Annotated in this window: 15 protein-coding genes; 11 read left to right on the top strand and 4 right to left on the bottom strand. The window is 66.1% G+C overall.

The genetic code is table 11. From position 1 onward, the window contains the following. Positions 1 to 92: 92 nt before the first annotated feature. Genes OKW35_RS07365 through OKW35_RS07345 form a run of 5 tightly spaced genes read left to right on the top strand, consistent with a single transcriptional unit; the run spans position 93 to position 4,212 of the window. The gene (locus OKW35_RS07365) at positions 93 to 809 is read left to right on the top strand and encodes an SURF1 family protein (RefSeq protein WP_429356548.1); all 717 of its coding nucleotides are present in this window, start codon (positions 93 to 95) and stop codon (positions 807 to 809) included. 51 nt (positions 810 to 860) lie between these two features. Beyond that, positions 861 to 1,535: an SCO family protein gene (locus OKW35_RS07360; RefSeq protein ID WP_184066991.1), complete on the top strand. Its 675-nt coding sequence runs from the start codon at positions 861 to 863 to the stop codon at positions 1,533 to 1,535. A 22-nt stretch (positions 1,536 to 1,557) separates the two neighbouring features. Next, entirely contained in the window at positions 1,558 to 2,667 is a 1,110-nt protein-coding gene (locus OKW35_RS07355) for a COX15/CtaA family protein (RefSeq protein ID WP_184062530.1), read from the top strand. Positions 2,668 to 2,672: 5 nt separating this feature from the next. After that, entirely contained in the window at positions 2,673 to 3,578 is a 906-nt protein-coding gene (cyoE, locus tag OKW35_RS07350) for a heme o synthase (RefSeq protein ID WP_090802898.1), read from the top strand. Positions 3,579 to 3,582: 4 nt separating this feature from the next. Next, positions 3,583 to 4,212 carry an SCO family protein gene (locus OKW35_RS07345; RefSeq protein WP_429551583.1) on the top strand — a complete coding sequence of 210 codons (630 nt, stop codon included), beginning with the start codon at positions 3,583 to 3,585 and terminating at the stop codon, positions 4,210 to 4,212. 80 nt (positions 4,213 to 4,292) lie between these two features. On the opposite strand, the gene OKW35_RS07340 is transcribed toward OKW35_RS07345, so the two are convergent. Further along, complete coding sequence (locus OKW35_RS07340) at positions 4,293 to 4,583, bottom strand: YciI family protein (RefSeq protein WP_429551582.1); 291 nt, start codon at positions 4,581 to 4,583, stop codon at positions 4,293 to 4,295. Between the two features lie 270 nt (positions 4,584 to 4,853). Between OKW35_RS07340 and OKW35_RS07335 the strand changes: the two genes are divergently transcribed. Then, positions 4,854 to 5,666: a MetQ/NlpA family ABC transporter substrate-binding protein gene (locus tag OKW35_RS07335; protein WP_429356550.1), complete on the top strand. Its 813-nt coding sequence runs from the start codon at positions 4,854 to 4,856 to the stop codon at positions 5,664 to 5,666. Positions 5,667 to 5,750: 84 nt separating this feature from the next. On the opposite strand, the gene OKW35_RS07330 is transcribed toward OKW35_RS07335, so the two are convergent. Beyond that, the gene (locus tag OKW35_RS07330) at positions 5,751 to 6,677 is read right to left on the bottom strand and encodes a bifunctional helix-turn-helix transcriptional regulator/GNAT family N-acetyltransferase (RefSeq protein WP_429551581.1); all 927 of its coding nucleotides are present in this window, start codon (positions 6,675 to 6,677) and stop codon (positions 5,751 to 5,753) included. A gap of 366 nt (positions 6,678 to 7,043) precedes the next feature. Here OKW35_RS07330 and OKW35_RS07325 point away from each other — a divergent pair, with 366 nt between their 5' ends. The 5 genes from OKW35_RS07325 (at position 7,044) to nagE (ending at position 14,521) form a co-directional block, all read left to right on the top strand. Then, on the top strand, positions 7,044 to 7,778 hold the full coding sequence (locus OKW35_RS07325) for a GntR family transcriptional regulator (RefSeq protein WP_090802906.1): 735 nt from the start codon (positions 7,044 to 7,046) through the stop codon (positions 7,776 to 7,778). A 74-nt stretch (positions 7,779 to 7,852) separates the two neighbouring features. Further along, positions 7,853 to 8,956, top strand: a complete 1,104-nt coding sequence (gene nagA, locus OKW35_RS07320) for an N-acetylglucosamine-6-phosphate deacetylase (protein ID WP_090802908.1) — start codon at positions 7,853 to 7,855, stop codon at positions 8,954 to 8,956. Further along, positions 8,940 to 9,956 (top strand): SIS domain-containing protein, encoded by a 1,017-nt coding sequence (locus tag OKW35_RS07315; protein ID WP_187612619.1) that lies wholly within the window; start codon positions 8,940 to 8,942, stop codon positions 9,954 to 9,956. Before nagA ends, OKW35_RS07315 begins: the two co-directional genes overlap by 17 nt. Positions 9,957 to 9,967: 11 nt before the next feature. Continuing rightward, the gene (ptsP, locus tag OKW35_RS07310) at positions 9,968 to 12,574 is read left to right on the top strand and encodes a phosphoenolpyruvate--protein phosphotransferase (RefSeq protein WP_429551580.1); all 2,607 of its coding nucleotides are present in this window, start codon (positions 9,968 to 9,970) and stop codon (positions 12,572 to 12,574) included. A gap of 132 nt (positions 12,575 to 12,706) precedes the next feature. After that, positions 12,707 to 14,521 carry an N-acetylglucosamine-specific PTS transporter subunit IIBC gene (nagE, locus tag OKW35_RS07305; RefSeq protein ID WP_429551579.1) on the top strand — a complete coding sequence of 605 codons (1,815 nt, stop codon included), beginning with the start codon at positions 12,707 to 12,709 and terminating at the stop codon, positions 14,519 to 14,521. A 114-nt stretch (positions 14,522 to 14,635) separates the two neighbouring features. Here nagE and cydX read toward each other — a convergent pair whose 3' ends face one another. Continuing rightward, positions 14,636 to 14,752 (bottom strand): cytochrome bd-I oxidase subunit CydX, encoded by a 117-nt coding sequence (gene cydX, locus OKW35_RS07300; protein ID WP_429356553.1) that lies wholly within the window; start codon positions 14,750 to 14,752, stop codon positions 14,636 to 14,638. A gap of 36 nt (positions 14,753 to 14,788) precedes the next feature. Beyond that, a complete protein-coding gene (gene cydB, locus OKW35_RS07295; protein WP_429356554.1) occupies positions 14,789 to 15,925 on the bottom strand; it encodes a cytochrome d ubiquinol oxidase subunit II in 1,137 nt (378 codons plus the stop codon). Between the last annotated feature and the right edge of the window lie 10 nt (positions 15,926 to 15,935).

The raw sequence follows: 15,935 nt of genomic DNA, 5'->3' as shown, positions 1-15,935 counted from the left end.
AAGCGCAGTGGCAAGACATTCATTATCGCACCGCGAGCGGGCGTCTGCCGCAGGTTCCCGGCGGCCCTGAGCGCGATGCCGGAGCGCCCGCAATGAAGTTTCGCCTGATTCCCGCGCTGCTGATCCTGCTGGTCGTCGTCGTGACGATGCGGCTCGGTTTCTGGCAGCGCGATCGCGCGCATCAGAAGGAAGCGCTCGAGGCGCGCATCACGCAGTTCGAGAACGCGCCCGCGTTGCCGGTCAGCGCGGCGCCGCTCGCGCTGAAGGACGTCGAGTTTCATCGCGTGAAAGCGCGCGGCAGTTTCGTCACGGACAAGGTCGTGTACCTCGATAATCGTCCGCATAACGATCAGCCGGGCTTTTACGTCGTGATGCCTTTTAAACTCGCCGACGGCGGCTACGTGCTCGTCAATCGCGGCTGGCTGCCGCGCAACCTGAGCAATCGCGAGACCATCGCGCCGTACACGACGCCGCCGGGCGAGGTCGAGATCGAAGGGATTGCGCGTGCCGACGCGTCGCGCGCGTTCGAGCTCGGCGAGGGTGGATCGGCCGCGCATCGCCTGATCCGGCAGAATCTCGATGTCGGCTCGTACGCCGCGGAGACCGGGCTGCCGCTGCAATCGTTCGTGATCCAGCAGACCGGCGATGCCCCCGACGGCCTGGTGCGCGACTGGCCCGCACCGACCACCGGCGTCGAGCGCAACTACGGCTACATGCTGCAGTGGTGGGGCATGGCCGCCGCCGCGCTCGCCTTCGGTCTGTATGCGGCGCGCCGCGCGGGCAAAAAAGAGCACGCGCCGGGCGCGTGAGGAACGCAAGGCACGGCTCGCCGCCGTCCAAACATTGAAAGAGGTTCTGTAGTGTCGACTCAAACTCCCCGTTCGCCGGAAGCTGGCAAATCCAGCGGCAAACCCGCCGCGGCCAAAGCGATGCCCGGCCAACCGAACGGCCCGGGCTCGTGGCGGCGCGGCCGCTGGGTGCTGCTGCTGCTCGCGGTGATCTGCGCGGCGCCGATCGCGATCTCGTACTTCATGTACTTCGTCGTGAAGCCGACCGGCGGCAGCACGAACTACGGCGCGCTGATCGAGCCGCAACGGCCGATCCCGGACTCGCTCATGGTCACCGGCGCGGACGGCAAGCCGCTGAAGCTCGCCTCGCTGCATGGCCGCTGGCTCATGATCTCGGTGGACAATAGCGCGTGCGACCAAGCCTGCGTGACGAAGCTCTACTTCATGCGACAAATCCGCGCAGCTCAGGGCCCGGAACGCGAGCGCGTCATGGAAGTGTGGCTGCGCACCGATGCAGACAAGGTCGCGGACGTGATACAAACCGCCTACCCCAACACCGACATGCTGATCGCCGATCCGGCGCAGGTCGCCGCGTGGCTGCCCGCCGACACTGGCACGCGGATCACCGACCACATCTATCTGGTCGATCCGAACGGCAATCTGATGATGCGTTTTCCGAAAGACGCGAACCCGAGCAAGATCAAAGGCGACCTGACCAAGCTGCTCAAATGGTCGACCATCGGCTGACGCCGCAACCTGGGTAAATGAGATGTTCGTATTGCAACTGGGCCTGATCGGCTTGTGTATCGCGTTGCTGCCGTTGTCCTACGTGTGGGTCAAGGCCGACGACAACAAATTCCGCAAGCTGGTCTGGCTCACCACCTTCCTGACGCTCGATCTCGTGATGTTCGGCGGCTTCACGCGCCTCACCGATTCGGGCCTCGGCTGCCCGGATTGGCCCGGCTGCTACGGCACGTCGTCGCCGTTCATCGCGCACGCGGCGATCTCCGCGGCCTATCAGGCGATGCCGAGCGGCCCCGTCAGCATGACGAAGGCGTGGATCGAAATGATCCATCGCTACTTCGCGATGGCGATCGGCGTGCTGATCATCGCGCAGACGATCATTGCCTGGACGGCGCGTATCAAGCGTCGTCCGCTGCATGTGTCGCCGTGGTGGCCGACTTCGCTGCTGCTGCTGATCGTCGTGCAGGGCGTGTTCGGCGCGTGGACCGTGACCATGAGGCTGCAGCCGATCATCGTGACCACGCATCTGCTGCTCGGCCTGGCGCTGCTCGGCACGCTCGGCTGGCTCGCGGCGCGCTTGACGCCACTGCCGGCCTACGAGCCCGAGGCCGCGCGCTGGCGCGTGGCCGCGCTCGCGGGTCTCGCGCTGCTGGTACTGCAAATCGCGCTCGGTGGCTGGGTCAGCACGAACTACGCGGTGCTCGCGTGCACCGACTTCCCGACCTGCAACGGCCAATGGATTCCGCCGATGGACTTCGCGCACGGCTTCCACCTGTGGCGCGCGCTCGGCATGACCGGCGACGGAGACATGATCACGCAGGATGCGCTGGTCGCGATTCACTGGACGCATCGCACGTTCGCGTTCGCTGTGATCGCCTATCTGGTGTGGTTCGCGTTGAAGATGCGCCGCTTCGAGTCACTGCGGCGACCCGCCAACGGCGTGCTGCTGGTGGTGCTGATCCAGTTCGTCACCGGCTTGTCGAACATCGTGCTGCAATGGCCGTTACCGATTGCGGTCGCCCATAACGGCGGGGCCGCGATCCTGCTCCTGCTGCTCGTTATGTTAAACTTTCGGGTCGCTTATAGCCGTCCCGGCCGTGCCGCGCTCCCTGCGCGCGAAGCCGCGCCAGCGTGACTCACATGGACAGCACAACACTCTCCCAAACGCCCGGCAGCCGGGTCTCCCAATATCTCGCACTGACCAAGCCGCGTGTTACGCAGCTTGCGGTGTTCTGCGCGGTCATCGGCATGTTCCTGTCCACGCCGGGCATGGTGCCATGGACCGTACTGATCGGCGGCACCGTCGGCATCTGGCTGCTGGCCGGCGCCGCGTTCGCGATCAACTGCCTCGTCGAGCAGCAGATCGACGCCAAAATGCGCCGCACGTCGTGGCGTCCGTCCGCGCGCGGCGAAATCACCACCCCGCAGATCCTGCTGTTCTCGGCCGTGCTCGGCGGCCTCGGCATGTGGACGCTGTACACGTTCGCCAATGCGCTGACCATGTGGCTCACGCTCGCCACGTTCGTCGGTTATGCGGTTATCTATACGCTGCTGCTGAAGCCAGCCACGCCGCAGAACATCGTGATCGGCGGCGCGTCGGGCGCGATGCCGCCCGCGCTCGGCTGGGCCGCGGTAACGGGCCACGTGCCCGCCGACGCGTGGATCCTCGTGCTGATCATCTTCGTGTGGACCCCGCCGCATTTCTGGGCGCTCGCGCTGTATCGCCGCAAGGACTACGAAAACGCCGGCCTGCCGATGCTGCCGAACACGCACGGCGAAAAGTACACGCGCCTGCATATCCTTCTCTACACGATCATCCTGTTCGCGGTCACGCTGATGCCGTTCATCTCCGGCATGAGCGGCGTCGTGTATCTCGCGTCGGCGGTGCTGCTCGGCGCCGTGTTTCTCGCTTATGCGTGGAAGATCTACCGGGAGTATTCGGACGAGCTCGCGCGCAAAACCTTCCGTTATTCGATCGTCTATCTGTCGCTGCTGTTCGCCGCGCTGCTGATCGACCACTACGCGCGCGTCGTGATAGGCGCGTAACACCATGCTCAACAATCGCTTTGCGCGCATTGCGCGCGCCGCTGTGATGGCTTGCGCGCTCGGCGCGACGCTGGGCGGCACACTGCTGGTGACGGGTTGCGGCAAGCAGCCGCCGGCTTTTACGAATCTCGACATCACCGGCAATACGCAATTCGCCAGCGATTTCTCGTTGCCCGACACGTCCGGCAAGATCCGCACGCTTGCCGACTACAAAGGCAAGGTCGTCGTGCTGTTCTTCGGCTATACGCATTGCCCGGACGTCTGCCCGACGACGATGGCCGAGCTGTCACAGGCGTTACAGCAACTCGGTCCGGAGGACGCGAAGCGCGTGCAGGTGCTGTTCGTCACGGTCGACCCCGAGCGCGATACGCCGCAGTTGCTCGCGCAATACGTGCCGGCGTTCAATCCGAGCTTCGTGGGCTTGCGTCCCGCCAGCGAAGAGCAGCTCGCGAAGGTCGCGAAAGACTTCCGCGTGTACTACGCGAAGGTCCCGGGCAAGACGCCCGACAGCTACACGATGGACCACACGGCCGCGAGCTATGTGTTCGACACGGACGGCAAGCTGCGTCTGTTCGCGCGCGATGGCCAAGGCGCGACACCATGGGTGCATGACCTCAAGCTGCTGCTTGATTGACGCGCATCGCATCGCAGGCGGCTTTTTAAAGCGGCGCCGCTCACGCCTCCCCGCATCCCTCCCCTCTTCGCAACTCGCGCTCAGGCCGGAATCGGCAAATTCAGCCCCGGCGCGAGACGCGTCGTCTTGAACTCCGTCACCTCGTAGCGCGCGAGCTGTTGCAGGGCGAACGGATCGCTCGCGAGAATGCGATCCAGCCTGTCGCGCTCGATACGAACCGCGAGGATGATGCCGCCGTCGCGCGGCACTTTCGGCCCGGCCGCGACGAAGATGCCCGCGTCGAACTGCTCCGCGAGAAACGCGCGATGCGCGTCGAGCGCGTCGTCGATACGATCGAGCGGGGCGGTGTAGATCAGGTTGATCACGTACATGGTCGTTCTCAGGGGCGGGTGAGTGGGCCGAGCGCGGCTACGGCTCTGGATTATCGGTCAGCCGCGGGTTTTGCGTTGCGCTAGCCATTGCGCTTGCGCTCCGCATAACCATATGCGGTAAGGGTATTTCCCAACTTGCCGCCCATATGAAACAATTTTGGGCTTGGCCGACGGCGCGCCAGCACGAACCGGAGCGCCGCCCATTTCATCCGACTCCGACATCGATCGGAGCCATCGACTCAAACGTCGAACCGCAACAGCGAGAATCACATGCAGCGCAGAAATATCCTCAAAGCCCTCACCGCAGTCGTCGCCGGTGCGGCGATCCTGACCAGCTTCGGCGCGCACGCCGACGACAAGGTCATCAAGGTCGGCACGATCGGCGGCCCGGACGCGCAGATCTGGGAAGTCGTCACCAAGGTCGCGAAGCGCGAAGGCCTGAACGTGAAGGTCGTCGAGTTCAACGACTACATCCAGCCGAACGCCGCGCTCGACGCGGGCGACCTCGACGCCAACAGCTTCCAGCACCAGCCGTACCTCGATAGCCAGATCAAGCAGCGCGGCTACAAGCTCGTCAACGCGGGCCTCACGTACATCTCGCCGCTCGGCGCGTACTCGAAGAAGCTGAAGTCGTTGAAGGACCTGCCGCAGGGCGCGAAGGTCGCGGTGCCGAACGATCCGTCGAACGAAAATCGCGCGCTGCTGTTGCTGCAGGCGCAAGGGCTGATCAAGCTGAAGGACGGCGCGGCCACGGGCGGCAACAACGCGACGCCGCTCGATGTCGTCGACAATCCGAAGAAGATCAGGTTCGTCGAGCTCGACGCCGCGCAACTGCCGCGTTCGCTCGCCGACGTCGACGCAGCCGTCATCAATACGAACTTCGCGCTGGCCGCCGGCCTGCAGCCAACCAAGGACGCGATCGCGCTCGAAGACATCCACAGCCCGTACGCGAACCTGATCGCCGTGCGCGCGAAGGACAAGGATCAGCCATGGGTGAAGAAGCTGGTCGCGGCGTATCAGTCGGAAGACGTGCGCCAGTTCATCAAGACGCAGTTCAAGGGTTCGACGGTGCCGTCGTTCTAAGCGACGCGTTCAGCGCGATCGCAAGCGCAGCCGCATGGCATCAGGAAAGGCACGCGCCGTACAGGCGCGTGCTTTTTTTTTTTTTTATAGCTCCAGCTCCCATCTTTCGATTATCAGATCCTGGCCGAAGCGGCACTGCGCGGCGCTGCCGGCCAACTCGAACCCAGCGCGCTCGCAAAGCCGCCGTGGCTCCGCCAATGCGCTCGCGGTAGTCAGCGTGAGCTTCGTGTAGCCCGCGCGCCGCGCGAAGCGCACGCATTCGCTGAGCAATTGCGTGCCGATGCCGAGCTTCCGCACGTCCGGTTCGACCCACAGCAGGCGCACGCCCGCGACCGTCGTCGAGACCCCGACGAGGCAAACCGAGCCGACCACCAGACCCTCCTGTTCGGCGATCCAGCACTTCTCGCGCAGCGGATCATTGCGCTGCGCGTACTCGGCGACGACGCGCGCGAGCAAGCCCTCGAACGTGTGATCCCAGCCGTACTGCGCGGCGAACCACTGCGCCTGACGATGCACGAGCCAGCCACATTCGCCGGCGCGCGGCTGACGCAGCACCACGAGCTCGTGCTTCGGCTTGTCGCCGAGCAGGCGCTCGATCAGCTTCATCGCGGCGATCAACTGCTCCTGCGATAGCGCGCTGAGTCTGTCGAGCAGGCCGAGTGCTTCATGGATGGCGGCGGCGTCGAGCGGCGCGTAGATCGCGTGGCCGTGCTCGGTGAGCGCGATCAGCGACTGGCGTGCGTCGGTGTCGGATGGACGGCGCGTGATCAGCTCGCGTCGCTCGAAACTGGTCAGCAGGCGGCTCAGATAGCCGCTATCGAGCCCGAGCGCGCGCCCGAGCACCGACGCGGTCTGCGCGCGGGCGCGCGATAGCTCGTGCAGCACGCGCACTTCCGTCAGCGAGAACTCGCTTCGAGCCAGATGCTCGTGCAGGGCACCGATGCATTGGGTATAGAAGCGATTGAAATGGCGGACGGCCTGAGCGCGCCGCAGCGCCTCGGAATCTGTCAAGGGCGGCTCCCCGGGACTTTTTATGGTCGGTACAGCGCACTATATCGGCACGACCCTTATTTACAAAGCCACTCCACCGCGGCGAGACACCAACTGGTATTAAATAGGTATTGATTATTTGGGCTGTTGATACCACCAGGAGCCGATAACGACTCGCTGGTATCGTCAAATGCGTGCGATACGGGAAAGTCCCTGGTCTGCAAATCCCTCCGACGGAGCCGTTGAATACCGCTGTGATCCGCACTCAGCAAGGCTTTCCGGCGATCCGGACCGGCATGGAACCAGTCCGTTGACTGGTATTATGTTGGTTATATAATGGGCTCTCAATTTTCCGGGCTGTACTGCTCGCGGCGTCCTTGGAGCCCCATGGAAACTCGCTGGTCCGCATTGATGCCTGACGTGCGCAACGTCACGCCGCTCTACCTGCAGCTCGCGCGCAACCTGGCGACGGCGATCCATTGCGGCGTCTGGTCGGCCGGCGAGGCGCTGCCTTCCGAGCGTACGCTGTCCGACGCGATCGGCGTGTCGCGCGTCACCGCGCGCAAGGCGATCGAACTGCTGGTCGAGCAGGGGCTGATCCGGCGCTCGCGCGGCGCGGGCAGCTTCATCACGCCGCGCGTCGAAGATCCGCTGTCGCGTCTCACCGGCTTCACGAAGAAGATGCAGCAGCGCGGTTTCCGGCCCGATTCGGTCTGGCTCGAACGCGACGTGCGCGCCGCCAATCGCGACGAGCTGCTGCGCCTCGGCTTGTCACCCGGCGCGGCCGTCACGAGCCTGCGGCGGCTGCGGCGCGCGGACGGCATCGTGATGGCGGTCGAACATTCGGCGCTGCCGGTCGCGATCGTGCCTGATCCGCTCGTGATCGGCGACTCGCTGTACAGCTATCTCGAGCAGCGCGGCGCGGCGGTCGTGCGCGCGTTGCAGCACTTCCGCGCAGTCAACGCGTCGAGCGAAATCGCCGCGCTGATGGACATCGAACCGCGCACCGCGCTGCTGGTCATCACCCGGATCGGCTACTGCGCGGATCAACGCGCAATCGAGCTGACCGACACCTATTGCCGCGACGACTACTACGACTTCGTCGCTGAATTGCGCACCTGAGCTGCGCGGCCCTCGCAGGCCGCAAGTCCGGCGGACGCCATTTGCCGCATACGTATCACGCACCAGAGAGACTCATGCTGACCGGAAACATACTTACCACCGAAGGGTGGATCCACGGCACGCTCGAATACGAAAACGGCCGCATCACGACGCTGTCCGGCGAGCGCGTCGATCCGACGACGAACGACGCACCGTACATCCTGCCCGGCTTCATCGATCTGCACGTGCATGGCGGTGGCGGCGCCGACGTGATGGAAGCTGGCGACGCGATCGAAACGATCACCCGCACGCATGCGCGCTACGGCACCACGAGCCTGCTCGCAACGACCATGACCGCGCCGCGCGACGAGCTGATGAACGTCGTCGCCGGGCTCGGCAATGTCACGCGGGTGCGCACGCCGGGCTGCGCGCGCGTGCTCGGCGTGCATCTGGAAGGGCCGTACATCAACCCCGGCAAGCTCGGCGCGCAGCCCGACGCGGCGGTATCGGCGGTGTTGGACGAGGTGCTCAGGTATCTGTCGATCGCGCCGATCCGCGTCGTCACGCTGGCGCCCGAGATCGCCGGCCACATGGAGATCATCTCGGAGATGGCGGCGCGCGGCGTACGCGTGCAGCTCGGCCATTCGCTCGGCACCTACGACGACGCGGTCGCCGCGCTCAAGCACGGCGCGTGCGGCTTCACGCATCTGTTCAACGCGATGTCGCCGCTGCATCACCGCAACCCTGGCCTCGTGGGCGCTGCGCTTGCGCACGCCGAATACGCCGAAATCATTCCCGACCTGCTGCACGTGCATCCGGGGGCGATCCGCACCGCGCTGCGCGCGATTCCGCGCCTGTATGTGGTGACGGACAGCACGTCGGCCACCGGCATGCCCGACGGCGAATACCGCCTCGGCAGCCAGCACGTAACCAAGTGCCTCGGCGGCGTACGTCTGGCCGACGGCACGCTCGCGGGCAGCACGCTGACGATGGATCAGGCGCTGCGCAATCTCGTCTCGATCGGCCTGCCGATCGCCGATGTATCCCACCGTTTGTCACGCTACGCCGCCGACTATCTCGGCATCGAGGACCGCGGCCGCATCGCGCGCGGTGCGTGGGCCGACGTGGTCGTATTCGACCGCGAGCTGGCGCTGAGCGCGACCTACGTCGAAGGAGAAGCCATTGTCGAATATGCTTAAGGAAGCGCTCGCGTCCGCCGCAACAGTAGCCGAGCAGCTCAAGGACACCTCGCGCGTCGCGGCGCTCGCCGCGAAGCTCGCGCAACAGCCGCGCCATGTCGCGCTGACCGTCGCGCGCGGCAGCTCGGACCATGCCGCCAGCTACTTTGCATCCCTGACGATGAGCCGCCTCGGCGTGCCGGTCGCGTCGCTGCCGATGTCGGTCGCGACGCTGCAGCAGGCGCCGCTGCAGGTGCGCGACCAGCTTGCGCTCGCGTTTTCGCAATCGGGCAAGAGCCCCGACCTCGTCGGCACGATGAACGCGTTGCGCGCGGCCGGCGCATTGACGGTCGCCGCCGTGAACGCACCGAGCTCGCCGCTCGCCGACGCGTGCGAATGGCATCTGCCGCTCGTAGCCGGTCCCGAGCTGAGCGTCGCGGCGACCAAGAGCTATATCGCCATGCTGTCGATCTCCGCGCAGCTGGTTGCGCATTGGCAGAACGACGCCGAGTTGCTCGATGGACTGAATACGCTGCCCGACGCGCTGGAACGCGCGGGCCGGCTCGACTGGTCGATGGCCGTGAACGAGTTGCGCGGTATCGAACGGATGATCGTGATTGGCCGCGGTCTTGGCCTCGCAATCGCGCAGGAAGCCGCGCTGAAGCTGAAGGAAACTTCCGGCATCCAGGCCGAAGCGTTTTCGAGCGCGGAAGTGCGTCATGGTCCGATGGAGCTGATCGACCGCGACTATCCGCTGCTCGTGTTCGCGCCGCGTGGCCCGGAGCAGGCGGGTCTGCTGCAACTCGCGCACGACATGAGCGCGCGCGGCGCGCGCGTGCTGCTCGCGGCGCCCGATGACGTCACGCAAGCCTCGCTGCCGCTCGTCGCCACCGCACACGCAGCGCTCGATCCGATCGCCGCCATCCTGTCCTTTTACGTGATGGCCGCGGATCTTGCCGCCGCGCGCGGGCGCAATCCCGACGCGCCTCGCCATCTCAACAAAGTCACCGAAACTCACTGACGAGAATGACGATGCGACGTGTCGAGAAGTCCAACCTGATGAGCCATTCCGAGAATCACATTGTTTTGCTTGCACCGCTGACCGGCCCGGTCGTGCCGCTCGCGAAGGTGCCGGACCCGGTGTTTTCGGGCGGCATGTTCGGCGACGGCATCGGCGTCGATCCGCTCGAGGGTCGGCTCGTCGCGCCATGCGACGGCGTCGTCACGCATCTCGCGCGCACCGGCCACGCGGTAACGCTCGAGAGCACCGAGGGCGCGCAGATTCTGCTGCATATCGGTATCGACACCGTCGGACTGAATGGCAAGGGTTTTGCGCCGATGGTCGAGCAGGGCGCGCCGGTGCGCGCCGGTGACGTGCTGATCGAGTTCGATCTGGATCAGATCGCGCTGAATGCGCCGAGCCTCGTCTCGGTGATCGCGATTGCGAATTCGGATGCGTTCGAGGTGATCGAGCGGGCGCCGAACGGGCATGTCAAGGCCGGCGAAACGACGCTGCTGGTGCTGCGCGCGCGCGAAGGCGTCAGCCACGACGCGGTGCGCGAGGCGAGCGCCGCGCACGTGATGGACGAAGCGCGCCGGCAGATCACGCTGACGCACGCGGGCGGCCTGCATGCGCGGCCCGCGGCGCGGGCGCGCGAAGCGGCGCGCCGCTTCGACGCACGGGTCGAGGTGCGCTACGACGGGCGCAAGGCGCCGATCGAAAGCGTGGTGGGTTTGCTTGGACTCGGTGCTGGCGAAGGCGCTAGCGTCGAGTTGCTCGGCGTCGGTCCGCACGCGCAGGCGGCGGTCGATGCAATCGCTGACGAACTGACGCGCGAAGCGCACGGCGAGGTCGAACCGAAGCGCGAACAGAAAGCGGCGCGGCCAGCGGCCGCACCGGCGGCAGTCGTTGCGGCGCACGCCGCGGGCGAGCCGCTCGCGCCGAACACGCTCGCGGGCGTGTGCGCCGCGCCGGGCATCGCGCTCGGCAAGCTGGTGCGCTGGGACGACGCGGATCTCGAGCCGCCGGAGCAGGCGAGCGGCACGTCGGCGGCGGAAAGCCGTCTGCTCGACAAGGCGATCGCGACCGTCGACGCCGATCTCGACACGATCGTGCGCGATGCGTCGCAACGCGGCTCGGTGGGCGAGGCGGGGATTTTCGCGGTGCATCGCGTGCTGCTCGAAGATCCGACACTGCTCGACGCCGCGCGCGATCTGATCAGCCTCGGCAAGAGCGCCGGTTTTGCGTGGCGCGAAGCGATCCGCGCGCAAGTAGGCATCCTGAGTAATGTGGAGGACGCACTGCTCGCCGAGCGGGCCGCCGATCTGCGCGACATCGAAAAGCGCGTGCAGCGCGCGCTCGGCTACACGAGCAGCGCGGCTCGCACCCTGCCGGACGAGGCGGTGCTCGCGGCCGACGAATTCACGCCGTCGGATCTGTCGTCGCTCGATCGCACGCGCGTGACCGCGCTCGTGATGGCACGCGGCGGCGCGACCTCGCACGCGGCGATTCTCGCGCGTCAGGCGGGCATTCCGGCGCTGGTCGCGCTCGGCGACGCGTTGCATGCGATACCCGAGGGCACTCAGGTGGTGGTGAACGCGAGCACCGGCCGGCTCGAATTCGCGCCGACCGAACTCGACGTCGAACGCGCGCGACGCGAACGCGCCCGCCTCGCCGACGTGCGCGAAGCGGATCGCCGCACGTCGCAGCAGGCAGCGGCGACCTCCGACGGCCGCGCGATCGAAGTGGCCGCCAACATCGCCACACTCGACGACGCGAACGCCGCGGTCGACAACGGCGCGGACGCGGTCGGCCTGCTGCGCACCGAGCTGCTGTTCATCCACCGCCCGGCCGCGCCGAGCGCGGACGAGCATCGCCACAGCTATCAGGCGATCGTCGATGCGTTGCGCGGCCGCACCGCGATCATCCGCACGCTCGACGTCGGCGCGGACAAGGAAGTCGATTATCTGACGCTGCCGCCCGAGCCGAACCCCGCGCTCGGCCTGCGCGGCGTGCGCCTCGCGCAGGTGCGCCCCGATCTGCTCGACGACCAGTTGCGTGGCCTGCTCGCGGTGCGTCCGGTCGGCGCCGTGCGCATCCTGCTGCCGATGGTCACCGATGCGGGCGAACTGATCCGCATCCGCAAGCGTATCGACGAACTTGCACGCGAAGCGGGTAGATCGGAGCCGGTCGAAGTTGGCGTGATGATCGAAGTGCCGTCGGCTGCATTGCTCGCCGATCAGCTCGCGCAGCACGCCGATTTCCTGTCGATCGGCACCAACGACCTGACCCAATACACGCTCGCGATGGACCGCTGCCAGCCCGATCTGGCGGCGCAGGCGGACGGCCTGCATCCGGCGGTGCTGCGCCTGATCGCGGCGACCGTCGAAGGTGCCGCGAAGCACGGCAAATGGGTCGGCGTGTGCGGCGCGCTCGCCGGCGACCCGCTCGCGATGCCGCTGCTGGTGGGCCTCGGTGTGACCGAGCTGTCGGTCGATCCGGTCTCCGTGCCAGGCATCAAGGCACGCGTGCGCACGCTCGACTATCAGCTGTGTCGCCAGCGCGCCCGCGATGCGCTAGCGCTCGACTCGGCGCAGGCGGTCAGAGCCGCAAGCCGCGCCACGTGGCCCCTCGATTGAAACACTAACGAATTTGAGAACCCGCACGCCGTGCGCCAGGCAGCACGTCTGCCTTCACGCGCGGCGCGATTCTCCGTATAGCTGCACCACTCAACCAAGACCTACCCCTACGAGACAAAATTGGAGATACCGATGGATGGAAATCCGTTTCTGAAGATTCAGCGCCTGGGACGCGCGCTGATGCTGCCGATCGCGGTGCTACCGGTGGCCGGCCTGTTGCTGCGGCTCGGCCAGCCCGACGTGTTCAACATCAAGATGATCGCCGATGCGGGCGGCGCGATCTTCGACAACCTGCCGCTCCTGTTCGCGATCGGCGTGGCGGTCGGCTTCGCGAAAGACAACAACGGCGTCGCGGGTCTGGCTGGCGCGATCGGCTATCTGGTGCAGATCGCGGTGATGAAGGACATCAACGACAAGCTCAACATGGGCGTGCTGTCGGGGATCATCGCGGGCATCGTCGCGGGGCTGCTGTACAACCGCTACAAGGACATCAAGCTGCCCGACTACCTGGCGTTCTTCGGCGGCAAACGCTTCGTGCCGATCGTGACAGGGGTGGTCTGCGTGGTGCTAGGCATCGTATTCGGGCATGTGTGGGAGCCGGTGCAGAACGCGATCGACGTGGCCGGCCACTGGCTCACGACGGCCGGCGCGCTCGGCGCCTTCGTGTTCGGCGTGCTGAACCGGCTGCTGCTCGTCACGGGCCTGCATCACATCCTCAACTCGCTGACGTGGTTCGTATTCGGCACCTTCACGCCGGCGGGCGGTGCGCCCGTCACGGGCGACCTGCACCGCTTCTTCGCTGGCGATCCGACCGCGGGCACCTTCATGACCGGCTTCTTCCCGGTGATGATGTTCGGCCTGCCGGCCGCGTGTCTCGCGATGTATCACGAGGCGCCGAAAGAGCGTCGCGCGATGGTGTTCGGCCTGCTGTTCTCGATGGCGCTCACGTCGTTCCTGACCGGTGTGACCGAGCCGATCGAGTTCAGCTTCATGTTCCTCGCGCCGGTGCTGTATGCGATCCACGCGCTTCTGACGGGTCTGTCGCTCGCGATCTGCTCGGCACTCGGGATTCACCTCGGCTTCACGTTCTCGGCGGGCTTCATCGACTACGTGCTGAACTTCGGTCTGTCGACGAAGGGCTGGTGGGCGATTCCGCTCGGCATCGTGTACTCGGTCGTGTACTACGGTCTGTTCCGCTTCTTCATCCGTAAGTTCAACATGGCGACGCCGGGCCGTGAGCCCGCCGCTGCCGACGAGCAGGTCGAGTCGTTCGCGGCGGGCGGTTTCGTCGCGCCGGCGGCTGGTGCGGCCGTGCCGCGTGCACAGCGCTATATCGCGGCGCTCGGTGGCGCGGCGAATCTGTCGGTCGTGGATGCATGCACGACGCGTCTGCGTCTGTCTGTCGTCGATACGGACAAGGTCTCCGAAAGCGAACTGAAGTCGATCGGTGCGCGCGGTGTGCTCAAGCGCGGCACGAACAACGTGCAGGTGATCATCGGACCGGAGGCGGACATCATCGCCGATGAGATGCGTACGGCGATCGCGCAGGGTCAGGGCGACGCGGTGAAGGTGGCGGGTGCTGCTGTATCGGCGCCGGCTGCTGCCGCGGCGGCTACCGCTGCCGCGCCGGTCGCGCGAAACGCTGGGCACGCCGATGACGCGCAAGGCGGTCCGCTCGATCCCGATCCGCTGCGCTGGCTCGCCGTGCTCGGCGGCGCGGGCAACGTGGTGTCGCTCGATGCGGTCGCGGCGACGCGTCTGCGGGTAGTCGTGCGCGATCCGTCGGCGGTCGATCGTCAGCGCCTCGCGACGCTCGATACCGCGTGGGTGTCGACCGACACGTTCCATATCGTCGTCGGCGAGGCCGCGCAGCGCTATGCGCAGAAGCTGGCCGAGCGCCTGTCGTCGCAAGGCGGCGGCGCGGGCGCGGCGCCGGTGCCGGCGTGATCGGTTGATGGCTGTCGAGCGCTGTTGAGTTGCACGGCGATCGCAGCACGCCAATAAAAAAGCGGCACCTGGTCCCAAGGTGCCGCTTTCGCGTTTACGACCAGAGCGTGGCGCCTAGCGAGTCCCTCGCTTTGCCGAGCGCGCCACCTCGCGCGATTCGAGCCACATCACATTGACGACACCGAACGCCAGCGCGACGCCAACGCCGGGAATCCAGCTGAAATACCACATCGCCTACTCCTGTTTTCTGTTGAAGCGTCGTGCCGGTCAATACATCGAATGGTGGTTTTCCTTGATCGCCGCGGCGGTCACCTTGCCGCGCATCACGCGATACACCCAGCCCGTATAGAGCAGGATGATCGGCAGGAACACGATGACGGCGAACAGCATGATCTCGAGCGTCAGGCGGCTCGACGTGGAATCCCACATGGTCAGGCTGCTGCGGCCGTCGAGTGACGATGGCATGATGAACGGGAACATCGAGAAGCCCGCGGTCAAGATCAAGCCGACGATCATCAACGACGTCGACAGAAACGCCGTCGCCTCGAAGCGCGAACGCGCGAGCAGCACCGCGAGCACCCCGCCGAGGAGACCCGCGAGCGGCGCAATCGCCATCCACGGGTAGAGCGCGTAGTTGTTCAGCCACAAACCCGGCGCGCCGATCACGGTCTTCATCAACGGATTGGAGACGGCGTCGAGCGGCGGCGCGTCGACGATCTGATAGCCGCCGATCATCGTCGCGACGAGCGCGCCCGCGACGAGAAACAGCACCACCGTGCACAGCGCCGCGAGCCGCAGCGCCTTCGACGCGCGCTCGTGAACCACCCCATCGGTCTTCCACTTGACGAACGCGGCGCCGTGCGCGGCCAGCATCGACACGCTGACGAGTCCCGTCAGCAGCGCGAACGGATTGAGCAGGCCGAAGAAGCTGCCGTGATAGGTGACGCGCAGATCGGTATCGAACGAGAACGGCACGCCTTGCAGCAGATTGCCGAACGCGACACCGAACACCAGCGCCGGCACGAAGCCGCCGATAAAGAGGCCCCAGTCCCACGCGTTGCGCCAGCGCGGATCCTCGCGCTTGCCGCGATAGTCGAAGCCGACCGGACGGAAGAACAGCGCGAACAGCACGAGCAGCATCGCGAAGTAGAATCCCGAGAAGGATGCCGCGTAGGCGAGCGGCCACGCGGCGAACATCGCGGCGGCCGCGGTCACGAGCCAGACCTGGTTGCCTTCCCACGTCGCGCCGACCGTGTTCACGACGATGCGTCGCTCGGAGTCAGTGTTGGCGATGAACGGCAGCAGGATCGCTGCGCCCATGTCGAAGCCGTCGGTGAGCGCGAAGACGATCAGCAGTACACCTATCAACACCCACCAGATCAGTCTGAGAACTGCGTAGTCCATATGGGTTTCT

Origin of the sequence: Paraburkholderia sp. MM5477-R1, assembly GCF_050436385.1 — a bacterium.
Classification (GTDB): domain Bacteria; phylum Pseudomonadota; class Gammaproteobacteria; order Burkholderiales; family Burkholderiaceae; genus Paraburkholderia; species Paraburkholderia tuberum.
Note: the sequence above shows the minus strand (reverse complement) of the source record. Positions and strands in the feature narration are given on the sequence as shown.